Source organism: Clostridium sp. UBA1652 (genome assembly GCF_002320975.1).
GTDB classification, from domain to species: domain Bacteria; phylum Bacillota; class Clostridia; order Clostridiales; family Clostridiaceae; genus Clostridium_T; species Clostridium_T intestinale.
This window is the reverse complement of the sequence record NZ_DCLI01000032.1, coordinates 1-19,717: the sequence shown is the minus strand read 5'-3', so window position 1 is coordinate 19,717 and position 19,717 is coordinate 1. Positions and strand designations below refer to the sequence as shown.

18 protein-coding genes are annotated in these 19,717 nt (G+C 31.0%); 4 read left to right on the top strand and 14 right to left on the bottom strand.

What is annotated here, in order from left to right:
• Nucleotides 1-57: 57 nt before the first annotated feature.
• The 5 genes from B3N22_RS04830 to B3N22_RS04810 form a co-directional block, all read right to left on the bottom strand.
• On the bottom strand, nucleotides 58-864 hold the full coding sequence (locus B3N22_RS04830) for an ABC transporter ATP-binding protein (RefSeq protein ID WP_286905224.1): 807 nt from the start codon (nucleotides 862-864) through the stop codon (nucleotides 58-60).
• Entirely contained in the window at nucleotides 864-1,895 is a 1,032-nt protein-coding gene (locus B3N22_RS04825) for a FecCD family ABC transporter permease (RefSeq protein ID WP_286905223.1), read from the bottom strand. The genes B3N22_RS04830 and B3N22_RS04825 overlap by 1 nt, the downstream gene beginning before the upstream one ends.
• Entirely contained in the window at nucleotides 1,892-2,890 is a 999-nt protein-coding gene (locus B3N22_RS04820; protein ID WP_286905222.1) for a FecCD family ABC transporter permease, read from the bottom strand. Before B3N22_RS04820 ends, B3N22_RS04825 begins: the two co-directional genes overlap by 4 nt.
• Complete coding sequence (locus B3N22_RS04815; protein WP_286905221.1) at nucleotides 2,887-3,918, bottom strand: iron-siderophore ABC transporter substrate-binding protein; 1,032 nt, start codon at nucleotides 3,916-3,918, stop codon at nucleotides 2,887-2,889. The genes B3N22_RS04820 and B3N22_RS04815 overlap by 4 nt, the downstream gene beginning before the upstream one ends.
• A gap of 248 nt (nucleotides 3,919-4,166) precedes the next feature.
• Nucleotides 4,167-5,051: a cobalamin-dependent protein gene (locus B3N22_RS04810; protein ID WP_286905220.1), complete on the bottom strand. Its 885-nt coding sequence runs from the start codon at nucleotides 5,049-5,051 to the stop codon at nucleotides 4,167-4,169.
• A gap of 151 nt (nucleotides 5,052-5,202) precedes the next feature.
• On the opposite strand from B3N22_RS04810, the gene B3N22_RS04805 reads away from it, so the two are divergent.
• Entirely contained in the window at nucleotides 5,203-6,363 is a 1,161-nt protein-coding gene (locus tag B3N22_RS04805; RefSeq protein WP_286905219.1) for an ABC transporter permease, read from the top strand.
• Nucleotides 6,356-7,063, top strand: coding sequence for an ABC transporter ATP-binding protein (locus tag B3N22_RS04800; protein WP_286905218.1), 708 nt, complete (start codon nucleotides 6,356-6,358; stop codon nucleotides 7,061-7,063). Before B3N22_RS04805 ends, B3N22_RS04800 begins: the two co-directional genes overlap by 8 nt.
• A gap of 89 nt (nucleotides 7,064-7,152) precedes the next feature.
• On the opposite strand, the gene B3N22_RS04795 is transcribed toward B3N22_RS04800, so the two are convergent.
• The 3 genes from B3N22_RS04795 to licT all read right to left on the bottom strand — a co-directional run bounded on the left by B3N22_RS04795 (nucleotide 7,153) and on the right by licT (nucleotide 11,396).
• Entirely contained in the window at nucleotides 7,153-8,553 is a 1,401-nt protein-coding gene (locus tag B3N22_RS04795) for a glycoside hydrolase family 1 protein (protein ID WP_414632224.1), read from the bottom strand.
• Between the two features lie 23 nt (nucleotides 8,554-8,576).
• Entirely contained in the window at nucleotides 8,577-10,424 is a 1,848-nt protein-coding gene (locus B3N22_RS04790; protein WP_286905216.1) for a beta-glucoside-specific PTS transporter subunit IIABC, read from the bottom strand.
• Nucleotides 10,425-10,550: 126 nt separating this feature from the next.
• Complete coding sequence (gene licT / locus B3N22_RS04785; protein ID WP_286905215.1) at nucleotides 10,551-11,396, bottom strand: BglG family transcription antiterminator LicT; 846 nt, start codon at nucleotides 11,394-11,396, stop codon at nucleotides 10,551-10,553.
• 829 nt (nucleotides 11,397-12,225) lie between these two features.
• Here licT and thpR point away from each other — a divergent pair.
• Nucleotides 12,226-12,771, top strand: a complete 546-nt coding sequence (thpR, locus tag B3N22_RS04780; RefSeq protein ID WP_286905214.1) for an RNA 2',3'-cyclic phosphodiesterase — start codon at nucleotides 12,226-12,228, stop codon at nucleotides 12,769-12,771.
• 142 nt (nucleotides 12,772-12,913) lie between these two features.
• Here thpR and B3N22_RS04775 read toward each other — a convergent pair whose 3' ends face one another.
• Together B3N22_RS04775 and B3N22_RS04770 are read right to left on the bottom strand one after the other, a co-directional pair.
• Nucleotides 12,914-13,360, bottom strand: a complete 447-nt coding sequence (locus B3N22_RS04775) for a NanQ anomerase/TabA/YiaL family protein (protein ID WP_286905213.1) — start codon at nucleotides 13,358-13,360, stop codon at nucleotides 12,914-12,916.
• A gap of 110 nt (nucleotides 13,361-13,470) precedes the next feature.
• The gene (locus B3N22_RS04770) at nucleotides 13,471-14,481 is read right to left on the bottom strand and encodes a hypothetical protein (RefSeq protein ID WP_286905212.1); all 1,011 of its coding nucleotides are present in this window, start codon (nucleotides 14,479-14,481) and stop codon (nucleotides 13,471-13,473) included.
• Nucleotides 14,482-14,747: 266 nt separating this feature from the next.
• On the opposite strand from B3N22_RS04770, the gene B3N22_RS04765 reads away from it, so the two are divergent.
• Complete coding sequence (locus B3N22_RS04765) at nucleotides 14,748-16,487, top strand: ABC-F family ATP-binding cassette domain-containing protein (RefSeq protein WP_286905211.1); 1,740 nt, start codon at nucleotides 14,748-14,750, stop codon at nucleotides 16,485-16,487.
• Between the two features lie 80 nt (nucleotides 16,488-16,567).
• On the opposite strand, the gene B3N22_RS04760 is transcribed toward B3N22_RS04765, so the two are convergent.
• The 4 genes from B3N22_RS04760 to B3N22_RS04745 form a co-directional block, all read right to left on the bottom strand.
• Nucleotides 16,568-17,020, bottom strand: coding sequence for a GNAT family N-acetyltransferase (locus B3N22_RS04760; RefSeq protein ID WP_286905210.1), 453 nt, complete (start codon nucleotides 17,018-17,020; stop codon nucleotides 16,568-16,570).
• Nucleotides 17,021-17,050: 30 nt separating this feature from the next.
• Nucleotides 17,051-17,869: a M55 family metallopeptidase gene (locus B3N22_RS04755; RefSeq protein ID WP_286905209.1), complete on the bottom strand. Its 819-nt coding sequence runs from the start codon at nucleotides 17,867-17,869 to the stop codon at nucleotides 17,051-17,053.
• A gap of 94 nt (nucleotides 17,870-17,963) precedes the next feature.
• A complete protein-coding gene (locus B3N22_RS04750) occupies nucleotides 17,964-18,821 on the bottom strand; it encodes an AraC family transcriptional regulator (RefSeq protein ID WP_286905208.1) in 858 nt (285 codons plus the stop codon).
• 15 nt (nucleotides 18,822-18,836) lie between these two features.
• The coding region (locus tag B3N22_RS04745; RefSeq protein WP_286905207.1) for a transglutaminase-like domain-containing protein at nucleotides 18,837-19,717 on the bottom strand (881 nt) is incomplete at its 5' end.

Genomic DNA, 19,717 nt, shown 5'->3' with positions numbered 1-19,717 from the left:
TGCCGACATTTAGAAGTATCGGTACTTACTTTTTTTATATTAGTATTGTATTAACTTTTATGCATTAGCATGGTGTCTTCCTCTTGGTACAATAAAAGGTGAATCAGACACTGGATCTTGTATAACTACGCAATCCAAATCAAATACTGTATCTATTAATTCTGAAGTTATAACCTCTTCCGGTGTTCCTTGACTAATTAATTTACCTTTACGTAGAGCAAATATATAATCAGCATATCTAGCAGATAAATTTATATCATGAAGTACCATCACAATAGTAGTTCCTCTTTTACGATTTAGGTCTGTTAATAAATCAAGAATCTCTACTTGGTACGCTATATCAAGATAAGTGGTTGGTTCATCTAAAAGAAGTATATCTGTCTGTTGGGCAAGAGCCATGGCAATCCATACTCTTTGACGTTGACCACCTGATAACTCATCTACACTACGGTTAGCAAGTTCTGTTATTCCCATGATCTCAAGTGCTTCTTCTATAGCATCAAAATCTGCTTTATCCATACTTTTTAAAAATGATTGATATGGATATCTACCTCTTGAAACTAAATCCCAAACAGTTATTCCTTCTGGAACTATTGGGGATTGAGGAAGTAAACCTAAAACTTGTGCTAATTGCTTAGAAGGTATTGAAGTAATCTTCTTACCATCAATTACAATATCTCCTGAAACAGGTTTAATAAGTCTAGCAAGGGTCTTAAGTAGGGTTGATTTACCGCATGCATTAGCACCTATAATAACGCTAATCTTATTACTCGGAATAGTTATATCAATTCCATCTATTATAATCTTTTTATCATATCCAGTTACTACTTTTTTGGCTTCAAATAACGGTTGTTTTTTAGTCATTATGCCTGACCCCTCCTATTTATAACTATTAATAGAAACAGCATATATGGCGCTCCTAAAATTCCTGTAATTACTCCAACAGGGAATCTTGTACCAAATGCAAACTGACCAATAAGATCTGCACTAAGTACTAATAAAGCTCCAACTAGTCCTGCTGATAAAACATTTGGCGATCCCAGTCCAACAAGCCTTGCTGCTATTGGTCCAGCTAAAAATGCTACAAAAGATATAGGGCCTGTAACAGCAGTTGAAAAAGCTATTAGAAATACAGCACTAAGAATCAGCATAATTCTTACTAGATTAATTCTAACCCCAAGTGTAGTTGCAAACTCATCTCCTAATTCTAATACCTGAAGCTGTTTTGTTAAACACAAAATAGTAATTCCAAATACAACAACAACGACAAATAAAAATGGTACATCTTCAATAACCATTCCATTTAAACTTCCATTTAACCATCTAAGTGCAGTTGGTACATCATGCTGTGAAGATTTTGCAAGCAAATATGATATTATAGCATTTATCATTGCCTGCATTCCAATTCCTATAAGTATAAGTCTTCCCCCTGAAAATCCTGAACCTTTAGATAATATATATATAAGTGATGCTACTAGAATTCCAGAAACTACTGCTGCTATAGAAACACCAGTCCCACTTATACGAAGAACTAATATACAGAAAACCGCTGCTACACTAGAACCTGAACTTATACCTATAATATCAGGACTTGCTAATGGATTCCTTAACATAGTTTGAAATGTATTTCCTGCTATACCAAAAGCTAATCCAGCTAAAAGCCCACATAACATTCTTGGTAAACGTAGAGTGCCTATAGTAAAAGTCGCCCCTTGTATCTGTTCTCCAGTAAGAACTCTTATAACTGTATTTAAATCATAAACATTTTTACCATATACAAGCATAATGCCACACAATAGTAAGGTTAGTACAATCAAAATAATATTGACGCTAATCAAACGAGTTTTTCTTCTAGTATAACCTTGTCTAATCGTATTGTGATTAGTTTGTATCATATAGCTCTCACCTTCGCTTTCCTAGCAATCATAATAAGAATTGGTGCTCCTATAAATGCAGTAATAATTCCTACCTGAACTTCACCAGGGCTACCTATTACTCTTCCGATAACATCTGAAATTATTAAAAGAGCTGCACCTCCTATTGCTGATAAAGGAACTATTCCATTTAGGTTTGAACCAAAAATAAGACGTATACTATGTGGTATCATTAACCCTATAAAGGCTATAGGACCAGCTATTGCTGTAGTTGCACCAGATAATATAACCCCTGCAACTGCACATATAATTCTAATAACACCTATATTTACACCTAAACCAGTTGCAACATCGTCTCCTAAAGCTAATACATTTAATGCTGGTGTTGCTGCTATACTTATTATTAACCCAACTATTACAAAAGGAAGTATTAATCTAATACTATCCCAATTAGCACCCCCTATACTCCCAACCTGCCAGAATCTAAACTTATCCATAGCATCACTTCTTGGAAGTATAATTGCACTTACTAAAGAAGTTAAGACTGCACTAGTTGCAGCCCCTGCTAAAGCAAGTTTAATAGGCGTCGCTCCTCCATTTCCAATAGAACCAATAAAATACACAACCACTGCTGTTATCCCTGCTCCAGCCAGTGCTAGCCAAATATATTGATTTGCTGAACTGATATTAAAAAATGCTATTCCTATTACAACAAACAAAGATGCCCCTGTATTAACACCTAAAATACTGGGGTCAGCTATTGGATTTCTTGTTATAGATTGCATAAGGGCTCCTGATATTCCAAGAGAAGCTCCTGCCATAATACCAAAAATTGTTCTTGGGATACGCTCACGAACCACTAATGCAGAAAAGGACAAATCAGTAGGATTTAGCAAGGCATTGATAGCCTCACTAAACCCTACATTCTTTGATCCCCATGCTAATGATGCAAGCACACATAAACCTAGAAAAAGAATACTCCCTAAATATATTCCTATTGTTTTCGTAAGCTTCATTTAACTTTATCTGCTGCCTCTCCAACTATCTTTAAATATTCATCTATTGTTGCAGGAATAGATAATGCACTTGGAGTTGCTGCTGCTGCTAAATCTGAAGTTTCATCAATTAATGCTACAGATCCATTTTTAATTGCTGGAAGTGTTCCTAATAATTTATCTGCTTGAAGTTGTTTTAGTAATTCAGCATTACCATAAGCAACAATCACTTCAACGTCAGCTAATTTATCAATATTTTCAGAACTAATTGTAAGTGCAAAACTATTTGAAGATTTTGCAAGTTCTTTAACACTATCAGCTTCTACTAATCCAAGATCATTTAAGAACGCCGCACGTGGATCTGTTGAAGTATATATGTAGAACTTACTTAAATCAGTTGGACTAAAATAAGCAAAAGCAGTTTTTTTACCTTTAATACTTGGGTATGCAGCTACTTTATCCGATATCAATTTCTCTAAATCTGATACCAACTTAGCACCTTCATCTTTTTTACCCATTGCAGTTGCATTAGTAGTTATTTGATCTCTCCAATATGTTTGCCATGCAAGTTTAGGATAAGCAACAACAGGTGCTATTTTACTTAGCATATCATATTCTTCTTGAGTAAGACCTGAATATGCAGCTAATATAACATCTGGATTAGCATTGCTTATAGCCTCATAATCTAAACCGTCAACATCATCAAATACAACTGGTTTGTCTACTCCTAATTCAGCAAACTTTTTGTCAGTCCATGTCAATAATCCTTTTTCAGTTATTTTACCATAATTAGCTTTAGATATACCAGCTGGTACTACTCCTAATGCTAAAGGTGTATCTGGATTTCCCCAAGAAATTGCAACAACATTTTTCGGTTCCTCTTTTATTACAGATTCACCATAGGCATGTTTAATTGTAATTGGATAAGAAACAGAAGAAGCAGTATCTCCGCCCTTAGATGTATCTTCAGTTTTGTTTGCTTTGCTAGCACAGCCAGTTACTAATAAAGCACAAGCAAGGATCATAGTAGTTAGTCCTTTTAGTTTCATTTTAAATCTCCCTCCGATTATTATGTTAAATTTTATTAAAATCTTTGATTGGTAAAAGATAATGAAAGTAATTATCATTTACATCCCTGTATTATTTTATAGTGTTTCGTAAAATTTGTCAACATTCTATTAACTATTTGTCATAAAACTATCTAATGCTCTATAAGATTGTATAATACTATTTAAAATAAACAAAAACAAGTAACGATATTCACTAATCATCACTTGCTTATTCAAAATAATATTCACTAAATACTCACTAAAGAAATCAAATCCTCTACACTTTCTGAATATCTATCTGCCCCAGTTGATTTCCAGAGCTTTGGATCATTTTTAAAGGCTCCTCCCCCAACAACAATCTTTGGCACTTTAGCTTTTATATTCTCTCTTATGGCTTCAATCATATATTTTACTGATTCTATATGATGATCTATTGTTACTGATATAGCTAATAAATCAGGTTTTTCACTTTTAACTGCATTCACCAAACTTCGAACTGGTACATTAGAACCTAGATAAAGTGATTTTCCCCCTTCTATTTCTAGAGTATCTAAAATCATTTTAAGTCCAATATTATGAAGCTCTGCACCAGCTGTTACCCCCATTACATAACACAAATTTTTCTTTTTTCTTTGCTCTTTGCTTTTTATTTCTCTCATTAAATCCATAGTTACTTCAGAAATAAAGTGCTCCTGCCAAACATCTACTTTTCCACTCTCCCAAAAAGTCCCTACATCCTTTAATGCTTTTTCAAAGATATCAAAATATATAGATTTCATAGGCAATCCTTGGTGATATAGACCTATTATAAAATCTCTTGCATCTGTGCCCTTCCCTTCCAAAAGTAAATTTAAATATATCTTAAAATATTCCTCTTTATTATTTGTTAATAATAATTTCTTCTGAATTATACTGCTATTCTCTTTTCTACTCTCTCGTCCTAATAAAGAGTCCAAAGATACCTCAAATATATCTGCAATTTTTTGAAGTTTCTGAGCATCAGGAACTCTAAGCCCATTTTCATAATTTGCAACAGTAGTTTGTGCTACTCCCAGTAAAGAAGCAAACTCTTTTTGAGTGTACTTTTTTAAACTTCTTAAATATCTTATATTATCAGAAATACTTTTTTCCATAGCAGTCACCTCTTCATATAATTTTAACACATACCGAAATATTTTTATATTAAATATATTGATTTATTTCATATTGTAATATACTATTAATATATAAATAATAACAGTTATTAATAAATAATACAAATTAACTTATAAAGGAGCGATTAAGTTGAAAATTTCATTTAAAATAGCACTAAGATTTTTAAAATCTACAAAAGGTCAAACTGCTCTTATAGCCTTAGGAATAGCAGTTGGTGTTTCAGTTCAGATATTTATAGGCTCCTTAATACAAGGGCTTCAGAAGAGTTTAATTGATAAAACGGTAGGTAATTCTTCTCAAGTAACCTTATCATCAGATACTTCTGATATATTAATATCTGATTATAATAACATAGTTGATAAGATAAAAGAATCAGATTCAAGAATAAAAGATGTTTCGGTAGTATCAGATTCGCCTGCACTTATTAAAACAGATTTTAAAACATACTCAGTTCTAGTACGTGGTATGAATATTGATGATTCAGATAAAATTTATGATCTCAAAGATAGTATTTATGAAGGTACAGTTCCAAGCAATAAATTTGAAACATTAATAGGAAAAGATTTAAAAGAAGAGCTTAACCTTAATCTAAATGATAAGGTTGATTTAATAACTAACTCAGGTGATGTAAAAACTTTAATAGTAACTGGATTTTATGACCTAAAAGTAGCTAGCATCAATAAATCATGGCTTATAACTGATTTATCTTCTGCAAAAGAATTGTTCTCTACGGGTGATAAAATAACTGGTATTGAAATGCAGGTAACTGATGTATTTAAAGCAGATGAGATTGCAGAAGTTATAGATTCCAACATTAGTAGAAGTGATATTAAGGTTGATAACTGGAAAGATCAAAATGCATCATTATTAAGTGGTTTAAACGGTCAAAGCATATCAAGTTATATGATTCAAGTATTTGTTATGGTATCAGTTATATTAGGTATAGCTAGTGTTTTAATTATAACTGTAGTACAAAAATCGAAACAGATTGGAATACTTAAAGCTATGGGAATTAAGGACAGCCAATCAAGTTTAATTTTTCTATTTGAAGGATTTTTATTAGGCTTAATGGGAGCAATACTTGGAGTGGCTTTAGGTTTAGGATTAAGTTTTATCTTTACAAAATTTGCTCTAAATCCTGATGGAACTCCTGTAGTTGAATTATATATCAATTACAACTTTATAATAATATCAGCTGTTATAGCACTTATAGCTTCAACATTGGCAGCATTAATTCCTGCAAGAGGTTCTTCAAAATTAAATCCAATAGAGGTGATTAGAAATGCGTAATATTATTGAAATGAAAAATATAGATAAAGTATATGGTCAAGTACTTAAAACTCAAGTTTTAAATAATGTAAATCTATCCTTTCAAGAAGGTACCTTTAATTCAATTATTGGTGCTTCTGGAAGTGGAAAAAGTACACTTCTTAATATAATGGGAACCTTAGATAAACCAACTAATGGAGAAATATATATTGATGGAATAAGAACAGATACAATGAAAAAGAATCAATTAGCAGATTTAAGAAACAAAACTATTGGGTTTATATTTCAGTTTCATTATCTTCTTCCTGAGTTTACAGCTCTTGAAAATGTTCTAATGCCTTTTATGATAGGAAATTCAAAGCCTTCAAAGGAAATCAAGGAAAGAGCTAATGAACTTCTAGACTTAGTAGGTTTAAGTAAAGTAAAAAATAATATGTCAACCAATATGTCAGGAGGCCAACAACAAAGAACGGCTATAGCAAGAGCTTTAATTAATAACCCTAAAATAGTACTTGCTGATGAACCAACCGGAAACCTAGATTCAGAATCTACTGAAAGTATTTACAATCTTCTTAGAGATATAAATGAAAAAATGAAAACCACTTTTATAGTTATAACTCATGATAATAGAATAGCTGAAAAAGCAGATAGAATAATCGAAATAAAAGATGGAAAAGTTACTAGTGATATAAAAAACAAAAAATTACATCTAATAATTTGATAGAAATATTTTTATAAAAGTAATTTTAAAAAATAAACAAGTGATTATGCTATATTCACTTGTTTATCTTTTTATACAGCTAAAAACAACTACTTTATAATAGCCCCATTAGTTGAGATAACTTCTTTATACCAATGAAAACTTTTCTTTTTATAACGCTCAAGAGTACCCGATCCATCATTATTTCTATCTACATAAATAAATCCGTATCTTTTCTTAAGCTCAGCAGTTGATGCACTTACTAAATCTATACATCCCCAGCTTGTATATCCCATTACTTCAACACCATCCTCTATAGCTTTTCCAAGCTCTAATAGATGGTCATTTAAATATTTTATTCTATAATCATCATTGACTGTTTTTTCACCATTTACTACTTCCAACCTGTCCACTGCACCTAAACCATTTTCAACAATAAATAGTGGCTTTTCGTATCTATCATAAAAATAGTTACAAATATATCTTAATCCCTGAGGGTCTATCTGCCATCCCCACTCTGATTCCTTTAGGTAAGGATTCTTAACTCCTGAAGTAAGGTTGCCTCTGCCTTTTTCATATTTATCTAAGTCCTTAGCTGTACATTTACTCATATAATAACTAAAGGAAACAAAGTCAACAGTATTTTTCAAGATTTCCTCATCATCTTCTTCCATGTTAATTTTTACACCCATCTCCTTAAAAAGTTTCTTAGTGTAATTAGGATATTTACCTTTAACATGTACATCTGTAAAGAACATTAACTGGCGATCTCTCTCCATAACAGCAATCATATCATCTGGATTTGGTGTCATAGGATAGTTTATGGCTCCTAGAACCATACATCCTACCTTTGCACCTGGAATTATCTCGTGAGCAAGCTTAACCGCTAATGCACTTGCAACAAGCTCATGGTGTGCTGCTTGATATATTTCCTGCTTAGATAATTCCTCCTTAGGCGTTAATATTCCAGCTCCCATTAAAGGAAAATGTAAAACTGCATTTATCTCATTGAAAGTAAGCCAATATTTTACCTTACCCTTGTATCTATTAAATACTACTGTACAGTAATTCTCAAAAAACTTAATAAGTTTTCTACTTTTCCATCCATCATATTGTTTTGCTAAATGTAGCGGTGTTTCATAGTGAGAAAGAGTTACTAATGGTTCTATACCGTATTTTAAGCACTCATCTATAACATTTTCATAGAATTTTAATCCTGCTTCGTTTGGTTCTTTTTCATCTCCTTTAGGAAATATTCTAGACCATGCTATAGAAAATCTAAAAGTTTTAAAACCCATTTCTGCAAACAGCTTTATGTCTTCTTTATATCTATGATAAAAATCTATTCCTATTAATTTAAGATTTGATTCTATAGGTCCATCAGAAACGCTTCCTACTATGCCCCTTGGCATTATATCTTGTATAGATAAACCTTTTCCATCTTCTAGGTATGCTCCTTCACACTGATTTGCAGCTATAGCTCCTCCCCATAGAAAATCATCGGGAAACATTGTTTTCACTTAAATCACTCTCCTTATGGAAGAACTCTCAATATAGTCTCTCCCTTATTTATCTGTGTTTTTTCTGTAGGTAAAATATCCATATAGTTAGCTGAATTTGTAACAATAATAGGAGTTATTATATCATATCCTTCTTTTTGTATAGCTTCTTTATCAAACTCTACTAATAAATCCCCAGCCTTTACTTCACTTCCTTGATCTATGTGAGATATAAAGTATTTCCCTTCTAACTCAACAGTATCTATTCCTATATGAATTAAAAGTTCAACCCCATCTTTACTCTTTAAGCCTATAGCATGTTTTGTTTTAAACACAGCCTCTACTGTTCCATCTACAGGTGAGTAAATTTCCCCAACAGATGGCATTATAGCAATCCCTTTTCCCATTATTTCTTGGGAAAACACATCATCTTTAACTTCTGACAATGCTACAACTTTTCCATTTGAAACACTTTTAACAGTCAACTCTCCAACTACTGAAGGAGGAATAGTATTCTCAGAATTCTTACTTTCTTCTCCATCTATATCCTTGAATCCAATAACTATTGATGCAATTACAGTAGCAATAATAGATATAGCAATTGTAATACATGCATTTCTGACATTAGATAAATCGTCTGATATATAAACTGGTATAGCTGCAAATCCTGCTGTTGCTGATGCATAGGTTCTTATTCCTGTTATTCCTGCATACAACCCTGCAACACCACCACCTATCATAGCAGCATATAAAGGTTTCTTTAACTTAAAGTTTACTCCATAAAGAGCTGGTTCTGTGATACCCATATAAGCAGTTATACTACTTGAAAACCCTAATTGTTTTAAATCTTTATTTTTAGTCTTAATAGCAACCATTAATGCAGATGTTGCTTGTGCTATATTGGAAGACAACATTCCTGGTCCTAATATAGTTCCATATCCTAAAGTTGCATATTGAATCTGTTGAATAGGGGCAAAAGTATAATGCATTCCAGTCATAATAAAGAATGGAGTGAAGGTCCCCATAACTACAGGTATAAGCCATCCAGCCTTATTATTTATAAAATTCATTCCTACAGCAATTCCCTGGCCTATTATATTGCCTAAAGGCCCAAGTATAGCAAATCCAATGATTGATGTAAATAAAATAGTAATTAGTGGTACTAAAAATACTTTTACTGCATTTGGTGATATCTTTTTAGCAAATCTTTCAATATAAGATTGAGCAAATACGATTAGTAATATTGGTACAACACTAGATGCATAAGAAATCATCCTTATTGGAATTCCAAAGAAATGAACTGGATCTCCAGTGTTTAAAGCTGTAAAACTTGGATGTAGTAATGCAGCACCTAATACGGCTGCTAAATATGGACTACACTTAAATCTTTTCGCAGCTGAAAATGCTAATATTACTGGTAAAAAATAAAATACAGTATCACTTACAAAAGCTAAGAATATATATGTTTGTGAACCTGCATCTACAAGTCCAAAGGTCTTTAATAATGCAAGCACCGCTTTTATCATACCTGATCCCGCTAAAGCTGGTATAACAGGAGTAAATATTGCAGTTATAGCACCTAAAACTTTATTTATTATTCCAGTTTCCTTATCCTCTGATGAAGATTCATTTTCACCAAAATTACCTAATTTATGAAATTCATCACTTACATTACTTACATTAGTTCCAATTACAACCTGGAATTGCCCATTTTTATTTACAACTCCCTGTACCCCCTCTAACTTTTTAATCTCGTCTGCCTTAGCATTATTGATATCATTTAAGTTAAATCTTAAACGAGTCATGCAATGAGTAACGCTAACAACATTTTTTTCTCCACCTACTAGTTTTAATAAATCAGTAGCTAGTTTTTTATTATTCATGATTACCTCTCCTTTAGTTTTATTTTTATAAAAAAAGACCTAGAGTATACTTAATGGTGTGAAATTTCCATTAAAGCATACTCTAGGTCTTGCCTGCCTTGTCAGTAACAATCCTATTAGATACAATTATTCTTTTTGATTAATAGTAATCCTCTTTATATGAACTGTTAAATATACAAGTTCATCAGAAGATAAATTCTTGTTATATTTATTCTTTATTAAATCCGCAATTTTTAAGCTACATTCATACTCTCTAGGATATCTAACCTTAACTATTTCTTTAAAATCCTCATCTTCATCAGATAGTTCTTTATTCCCATTTAGTATCCTATAAGCAAAAAACTTTAGGTGGGTTATAAACCTGTTGTAATGTAAATCCTCTTCATCAAAATCTATTTTGTATTGATACCTTATTATATTTAAAACATTTTGGATGAACTCAGTAATTTTTATAACATCTTTATTACTTTCAGAACCAAGCTCTGAATTTACAATATGCATAGCTATTGCTGCTGCTTCATCTTCTGGAAGCTCTACATTTAACTCTTCCTTAATTATACTTAAAGCCTTTAATCCAACCTTAAATTCATCAAAATAAAACCTTTTAACCTCCCACAAAAAAGCATTACTAAAATCCATTCCAGATTCCTGTCTTGATATTGCAAAACTTATATGATCAGTTAATAAAATATATATATTTTCATTAAACTCATGATTTAGGTTTTCTTTTGCATACTTTATAATATTTTCAGTAACTCTCATATGCTCCATAGGAATTTGTGCTAAAAGTGAATATAGCTTACCTGCTACATTTTTTGACTTAAGGAAAAACTCTTTCTCTATCTTTCCTGTATCAACCTCATCACCTTTTTTCTTTTGGAAGCCAATTCCAGAACCTAAAAGGATTCTTTCTTGATTTCTCTCATTAACTGCGCAAATTACATTATTATTTATAATACGCGTAATCCTCATAAATACCTCCGAATGCATAGTAGAAAATATATAAATATAAAAAAACCTAAACATTAAGTTAATATACACACATATATACTAACTCAATATTTAGGTCTTGCCTGCTTATCAGTAACAATCCTAATTAATTTAACTTAATTATTTTAACAACAGGATATCATATTATAAATAAGGTGTCAATAGATTTGTAAAAGATTTATGTAATCTTATACAAATCTATTAAATTACTAAAACTCTTTTAATATTGAAGGTATATTTTAAAATAGGGTGCTTATTACTATTCTCATCATTAAGATTATTTTTCTTATACTATTCTACAAAACTATCTGGAATTTTAAATGTTCTTGATTTTCATATTTATTTTAAATTAAAATGTGCACTTATTTATGATATCTACCTAAAATTATTTTTCTATGATACTATAATATTAGTAAAATATTCATTTATCAAGAAGGCACTTTTTTTTGTCATATAGTTACAAAAAAAGTCACCATGGATCTGTGGGGTGATCAAAATTATTGAAATATCAAACATTCATGAAGAATGTTATATTAAAGAAAAATGTGCAAAATACGAAAAATATCCAATGGTTTTGCTACAATACATAGTATCTGGAAAGTAGAAAACACTTATTTTGTGGTATTTAAGTTATAGCAAACTAAGCTTTAGTGATATTTAGAGAAAATTACCTAAAGTTGAATATATTTTAATCGATATAGGCAAAAGATTAATTCCACTCTTAGAAATTATGCACAAATTCTGTACTGAATACTAGATGAAGGTTTTGATAAATCAGAATAAGATCTTCTAATTAAGAAAGGTGAAAAATTTGAGAACATATATTGCTATAAATTTTGAAGATAAAATCAAAAATTATTTTGAACAAATAACATCAAATATAAAAAATAACTGCATTGAGGGCAGCTTTACTCGCAAGAATAACTTTCACCTAACAATTCGCTTTATAGGAGAATCTGATGACCTTCAAATTGAAAAAATAAAAGAAATTATAGATACAGCGGTTTTAACTATCCAGCCTTTTGAATTATACTTAAGTAATTTAGGCGTTTTTAAAAGAAAAAATACCAATATTCTATGGGTGGGAATAGAAGAAAATCCTGTTCTCTCTAAGCTACATAAAGAGTTTTCTACACTATTATTAAAAAACAAAATAGGATTTTATGATAAACTTTTTACACCTCATATAACCTTAGGACGAAGAGTTGTATTTAACGAAGAATCTATAGATTTGGATAACTTAATTCAATATGAGCTAATTAAGATTCCAGTAAAAGCAGTTACATTGATGGCAAGTAAAGAGGTCAACGGAAAATTGGATGGGGTACCTGTTTATGAAGCTTCATTAAATACTTAAGTCAAGTTTGTCTTCTAACTAAGATTATTTAATCTAAGAAAACAGCCTCTTATTTTATATCATGCAGTAAGTAAACTTGTTATAACTCAATAAAAGACAAAGGACTTATACGTTTTATCATATAATCCCTTTGTCTTTTATATTAAGCTTCCACTGGTAATTTCATTACTATTTTGGTGTAGCTGTGTTTTTCTTTTGTATGTCCTGTTGCTCTGTGTGCATCATGAGGAAATGCTATGTAAAACATATCTTTTGATACAAGAATATTGTGACTCTTGTCTCCTTCGAAACGTTCTGCATCTTTTGTATCATCATATTCAATTACTGTTGTGAGATCTTTAATATCTGACCAAGCAACCTCTTCGCTGCCTTCTACAACTATCTGAATATCTATATATTTACGATGAGCTTCAAAAGTTCCCTCATCTAAAGATTTAGTTTCACCTTTTTGAATCATGTAAAATCCACCTTCAAAGGTATACTTACCTTCCTCAAAAACCGCTAATTGTTTTATAGCATTTAACCCAACCTCTAAATTAGGCACCATTGATTTATACAATAAGATATTGTCCATTTTATCGATTATCATAAACGTCTCTCCAATCTATTTATATGTTGCAAAATCCGACTATTTTCTTACTAAATATTATCACATCTATTTCTAAAAACCAATATGTTCTATATCTATTTCATATATATTTAATTAATTGGAACTCTTATCTTGCATATTTTTCTACTTCCTCTTGTAAATACAACATTTAAGTTTTTGCTATCACTTTTAACCTTAAACGTTGCAGTTGCCGTGCATTTTTCTCCTATTCCAATATTCTCAGGTGCCCTACTTTCCTCGGATGCTGGATATATATCAACAATTTTTCCTTCATCATCTAAAATTTGAAAAGCTGATTCACCAATATAAAGCATAGTAACATTATTTACCCCAAAGCTTATATTTTCATAATTATAATCTAATGCTACTACCTGACTACCATTTAGTTCAGACCACCAACCATTTCCTATTGCTTTTGCACCTTCAATAGTTAAATTATAGTTTCCCATTTCGGTTTTTACTGTAAATGGAGTGTTTAAACTCATTGCTTGTACTGCTTCTGAATCTTGATTTTCATTATCGAAAGTATATTCATCAATTCCTAACAACAACTTCGATATTGCAGCACTTTCTTTAATAATCCATTTTTTATCAACCTTTTCCACATCAACATATGATACTCTATCACTATAAGTAACTTGATCTAAATATTTATTAACCAAATTATCAAAATAAGCATTTTTTTCTTTCTCAGATATTTGAACTCCAGAAAGAGCTTGCTCATGTATGTAACTAAAAGTTTCTTCCATAGCCTTTCCTACAATAATATTAAAATCCATACCTTTTATATTAGCCCTAACCCTAGCTCTATCCCCATCAATATTTTCACTCTCTATCTTATAATCTATACCCTTTAGCTTTTTCAATAATTTATTTTGAGTTTCTTCTGAAAAACTATTCCCATTAAAATCTTGCTTAATGTTTTGCTTTGATTCTTCTTCAACCATAGCAAATAACTTTTGAACATCAGTTCTACCTTTTTTGACATCTCTAAAGTAGCTACCTGTATTAACTCTAGGTGTTTCAAACCAACATCCATATAACATGGTTGTTGATATAATTAAAATTAAGCCCACTGCTAGTTTTTTCATTTTATTCATAATCATACCCCTTTTATAAATTATTGCATCAACTAATTTCATCTTAATTACATCTAAATTCTTTGTCAATGACTCTACCATAATTTATAAGAAAGTTTATTGTATGAAATCATTGAACTTAGTAAAAAAAGGTGTTATGCTATCAATGTTAAACTTAATAAAAGTCTTTTCAACATAAACCTAAGTGTGAAATTTAAATTAGTAAATTAATATACTAAGAGCTTATTTTTATAGGCTCTTTTTTAATTGTAAAGAGAGGTAATAATATGATAAAAGCTTATAACTTATCCTACTCATATCCACAAAAAGATCTATATAATAATATTTCATTTACATTAGAAGAAGATCAACATTGTGCCTTTATAGGAACAAATGGTAGTGGAAAGAGTACACTTATAGATATGATAATGGATCCTGAAAAATATATGTTTGATGGTACCCTAGAGATAGACCCTAATTGTAGAATTGGTTATGTAAGTCAATTCCCTAAATTAGACGAAGGGAAAGATGTTACAGTTTTCGAATATATAGGAGAAGATTTCATTAAACTACAAAATGAAATAACAGCTATATGCACTGAAATGGAAACTTCTTCAGATATTGATACTTTATTAGAAAAGTACCAAGAAGCTTTAGATGCTTTTGACGCAATAGGTGGTAATGATTTCGAAAATACTATAGACAAACAACTAAACCTTACAGATTTGATTAAATATAAAAATTCAATGATGTCTGAGCTTAGTGGTGGGCAATTTAAACTTATTCAAGTAGTTAAAGCAATGCTAAATAATCCAAGCTTGATTATTATGGACGAACCTGATGTGTTTTTAGACTTTGAGAACCTTAAATCCCTTAAAGATCTAATCAATTCACACCAAGGAACAATGTTAGTTATTACTCACAACAGATATCTATTAAATCATTGTTTCAATAAAATTCTTCATCTTGAGAACCTGGAACTACAAGAGTTTGATGGAAGCTATATAGATTATAACTTCTCCTTACTTCAAACTAAAATTGAACTTCAAGAACTTGCTGCTGAGGATGATGCAGAAATTGCTAGAAACGAACTCTTAATAAAGAAACTAAGAGATATAGCAACTGATAATGCCGAAGCATTTAGAGGAAGAACATTAAACGCTAGAGTTAAAATCCAAGAAAGATTAGAAAAGCGTAGAATTAAAGCTCCATTTATAGAGATTAAAGAACCTAATATCAATCTATTTACATATGATGAAATTAAAGAAGGTCTTGCTTTAGAAGTTAATGATTATAGTGTTTCCTTTGATGATGTACTTTTAGAAAATGTTACCTTTGAACTTAACCCTACTGAAAAAGTAGCTATTATAGGTTCAAATGGTACAGGGAAAACCACTTTACTACAAGAAATTTTTGCAAATAACAATCCTGCTATCAAAATGAATGAGAATGCTACTGTAGCTTATTTATCTCAGCTTCAAAACAAAACACTAAATGAATCTAATACAATACTTGAAGAGTTCTTTGATGCTGGTTTTAAAACTCGTGATGATATTAAAGCTCATGTTTTAGACTATGGTTTTGATGAAGAATCAGTTAATCAGAAAATAAGTGCTTTATCTGGCGGAGAAAAAAACATGCTTCAATTGGCTAAAATCTCTGCTAGTCAAGCAAATATACTGCTACTTGATGAACCTACAAGTCATTTAGATACATATTCACAAATAGCACTAGAAAAAGCTATAAAAAACTACAAAGGTGCTATCTTAATGATTTCTCATGATTTCTATACCGTAGTAAACTGTATGGATTCTGTTTTAATCATTGAAGATAAGACCATTAGAAAAGTACGTATGCGTAAATTTAGACAAAGAATCTATGCTAATCATTTTGGCAAAGACTACTTAGAAATTGAACAAAATAAAAAGTCAATTGAAACACAAATAGAAGCAGCCTTAAGAGTTAAAGACTTTATGCTAGCAAAAGAACTATCTGAAACATTAGAAAAGCTGGTTAAATTACTATAATATTAGGTAAATAAGCAACCCCTCCACAACATATTTTTCATTGTGGAGGGGTTGTACTTATAATCATTTTGTATATGAAGTTAAATTACTAACTTCATAATTATTTCATCATCATCACGTTCTCCAGTATCTTTAAAACCTAACTTTTCATAAATATGAATTGCATGAGAATTATCAAAATTACAAGTTAATAGAACATCATTTGAATTCCCAAAAGGTTTTGATTTTATATAGTTTATACATAATTTCAGGGCTTCTGTTCCTAATCCTCTCCCCTGGTATTTCTCATCAATCATCATATGCCAGATATTATATGTTTCTTCATCATAATCGTAAATTACCATAACATATCCTACAATAATGTTATCCTCATAAATTGCAAAAGGAGTACATTGATTATAATATACATATGCCTGAGCCAAACTACGAACTGGATGAGATACAAGCTTATCTTGACCATATCCAAGTTTTAAATTAAAGCAATCAATAAAATTGCTTTCATCAACTTTCTTTAAACTTAATTCTTTCTCCATAAAACCCCTCCTCTTCATATGCCAAGTAAACTAATTTATAGAACTCGCTATATGAATCATTGCCATTAAAGCCCTGTAACTTTCTATAATATTATCCGCATTATATAAAACAACATTAGGCTCAATTAATTCTGTACGAGGCATAATTGATGCAACTTCAGCTAAACCACTATTTAGAAAACTAATCTTTAACTCAATTGCCCCACTGACTGTAGTTGAAGGTATATTATCAATCTTTGATAATGCTGTTTTAACCTTTTCTTTAATCATATCATAAACGATTTCTGGAGATATACATTTAGCCGCATATCTTCCTTGAGTTGTTTTTACAACAACTTTTTCTATTTTATCATTTATGGCTGAAACTTCATCAGATAATATGTTATCACCTGAAACCAAAAGCACAGGAACATCAAAATAACCAGCAACAAAAGCATTAATACCAAACTCTCCAACACTTTTTCCATTAATTTTTATATCTGAAACAACACCTCCATGATATGAGTGAGCTAGAACACCTGGAGTATTCATTTTAGAATGATATCCTATTAGAATAACCCCATCATAGGTATCATCAATTCCCTCCATCATTCCAAGTCTTTTAGGGGTACCAGTTATTAGATCTGCTTTTGGATTTAAAGCTTCTATAATAATATTAGTCATAGGTCCATGAGAATCATTTACTACTATCTCCTTTGCGCCAGCTTCAATAGCACCCTCAATAGCTGCATTAACCTCTTTTGTCATAAGCATTCTTGCTCTGTGATAATCATATCCCTCTGGACTAAGCTGAGCTTTACTTACAACCCCACTTATTCCTTCAATATCAGCTGAAATATAAATCTTCAAGTTATCACTCCATTTCCCATCATATTTTCACTATTTATTACGTCTTCAAGACCTTATTAATGATATAATACCATAATCAGTAAACTTATAGGCTTTATCTTATTATAATAGGTATATAAAGTTCAGCAACAAGTTCACCGTTATTATAAAAATAATATTCGATATCATCAGTGTTTCTGTGTTTATATTCTGATTCATTTAACCATATTGAATAGATGTAGTCCCAAGTTTTTTGTACACTTTCTGTTATTGGTCCCATACTTCTAAAGACTGCATAAAAGGATGGTTCTAATCTATGGAGTACCATACCTTCAGGAATATTTTCTATACTCTTAACCTCATGACCTATCATATACTCAAAAACATCATCCTCTGAAAATATACAAATACCCATAATTTCATCAGTATATTTACGCTCTGTTATTTTTTCACTCTCTTTTTCGGTATTCCACTTTTGCCAAAACAACGGTATATCTTGAAGGTTACTACCATCTGCCTTTACCTTCCACTTCTTACCTACCACATATCTTTCAGGGAGCTTTCGAAATAGAGGTGTTAATCCTTCTTTTCTTAACTTCAACTGAAACATCATATAATCAAAGTTCATTGGCTCTCTTATAAAATAAAGCAAATTATCTCTTCTTACCTCTGATGGGTTTCTTCCATAAACTTTTTCAAAGGCTCTACTAAATGCCTCTCTTGATTCGTACCCATAACTTATACCTATTTCCACAATAGACCTATTTGTACCCACTAGTTCCTTTGCAGCTTCAGTAATTCTTCTCTTCCTAATGTAATCTTTGATTGAGTCACCTACAACTCCTTTAAAAATACGATGAAAATGATAAAGAGAATATCCTGCTTCTTTTGCAATAGAAGATAAATCAATATCATCCTGCAAGTGACTTTCTATATAAACTAATGCTTTTTCCATGGAATCTATATAAGACATATTTATCCCCTTATTCTAGACTATTATAACCTTTCCTAAATCCTCAGGTACTTTTATCTTACCATTTGTCAACACATATTCATATAAGGAGTCATAGTTATTATCAACCTCCAGAGCAAGTCTAGATAGATTATCCATTACCTCATAGTCTTCCTCACTCCACTTTTCAATTGCCATACTCTTATATCCTTCCCACATGTCCCATGGCTGCATTGGAATCTTTAATAATGAATTAACGTCTAAAATTAAGTTGCACCTTAAATAGTCATATCCCCACCATTTAAAAATTCCAAATAACTCTGGATTAATTAATCCTTCCCTACACTTAAGCCAAGCTCTTGGTCCTGTTATAAAATATTCTTCACTTACATCTAAATGGTTAAAAGTAATCTTTAGTGCCTTTTGCTGAAGCGTATCTAGCTGTGCATCTACCATTACCCACTGTTTCTTCTCTTCATTCCAATATTCAAGCACCCAATGATCAATATATTTTCCTTTCTCAAAATAACTCGCAAAACCGCATCTTGCTCTTGCAGGAATCCCTACCTCTCTACAAAGTGCAGCTGAAACTACAGAAAAATCTCGACATATTCCTATCATTTTATTTTCATTAGGCTTTTGCTCTGATATATGATTATATCCAAGTTTTTTTAAGAAAATCAGCTTGTCTTCAAAGCTTCTTATAAAGGGTTCTCTCTTTCTTTCCTCTGTAAGTTTCAATCCATAAGCTTCACTCCAATGTTGATGAAGCAATATATTTTGAACATAATCCACAATAGTTTTTATGTCCTTTTCTATGCCACTAACCATATGTTTCATTGTTTTAATTTCTGTCATAATATCATGCTCTTTATAACGTCTAAGAGTATCTTTCATCATAATAACTAACATTCCTT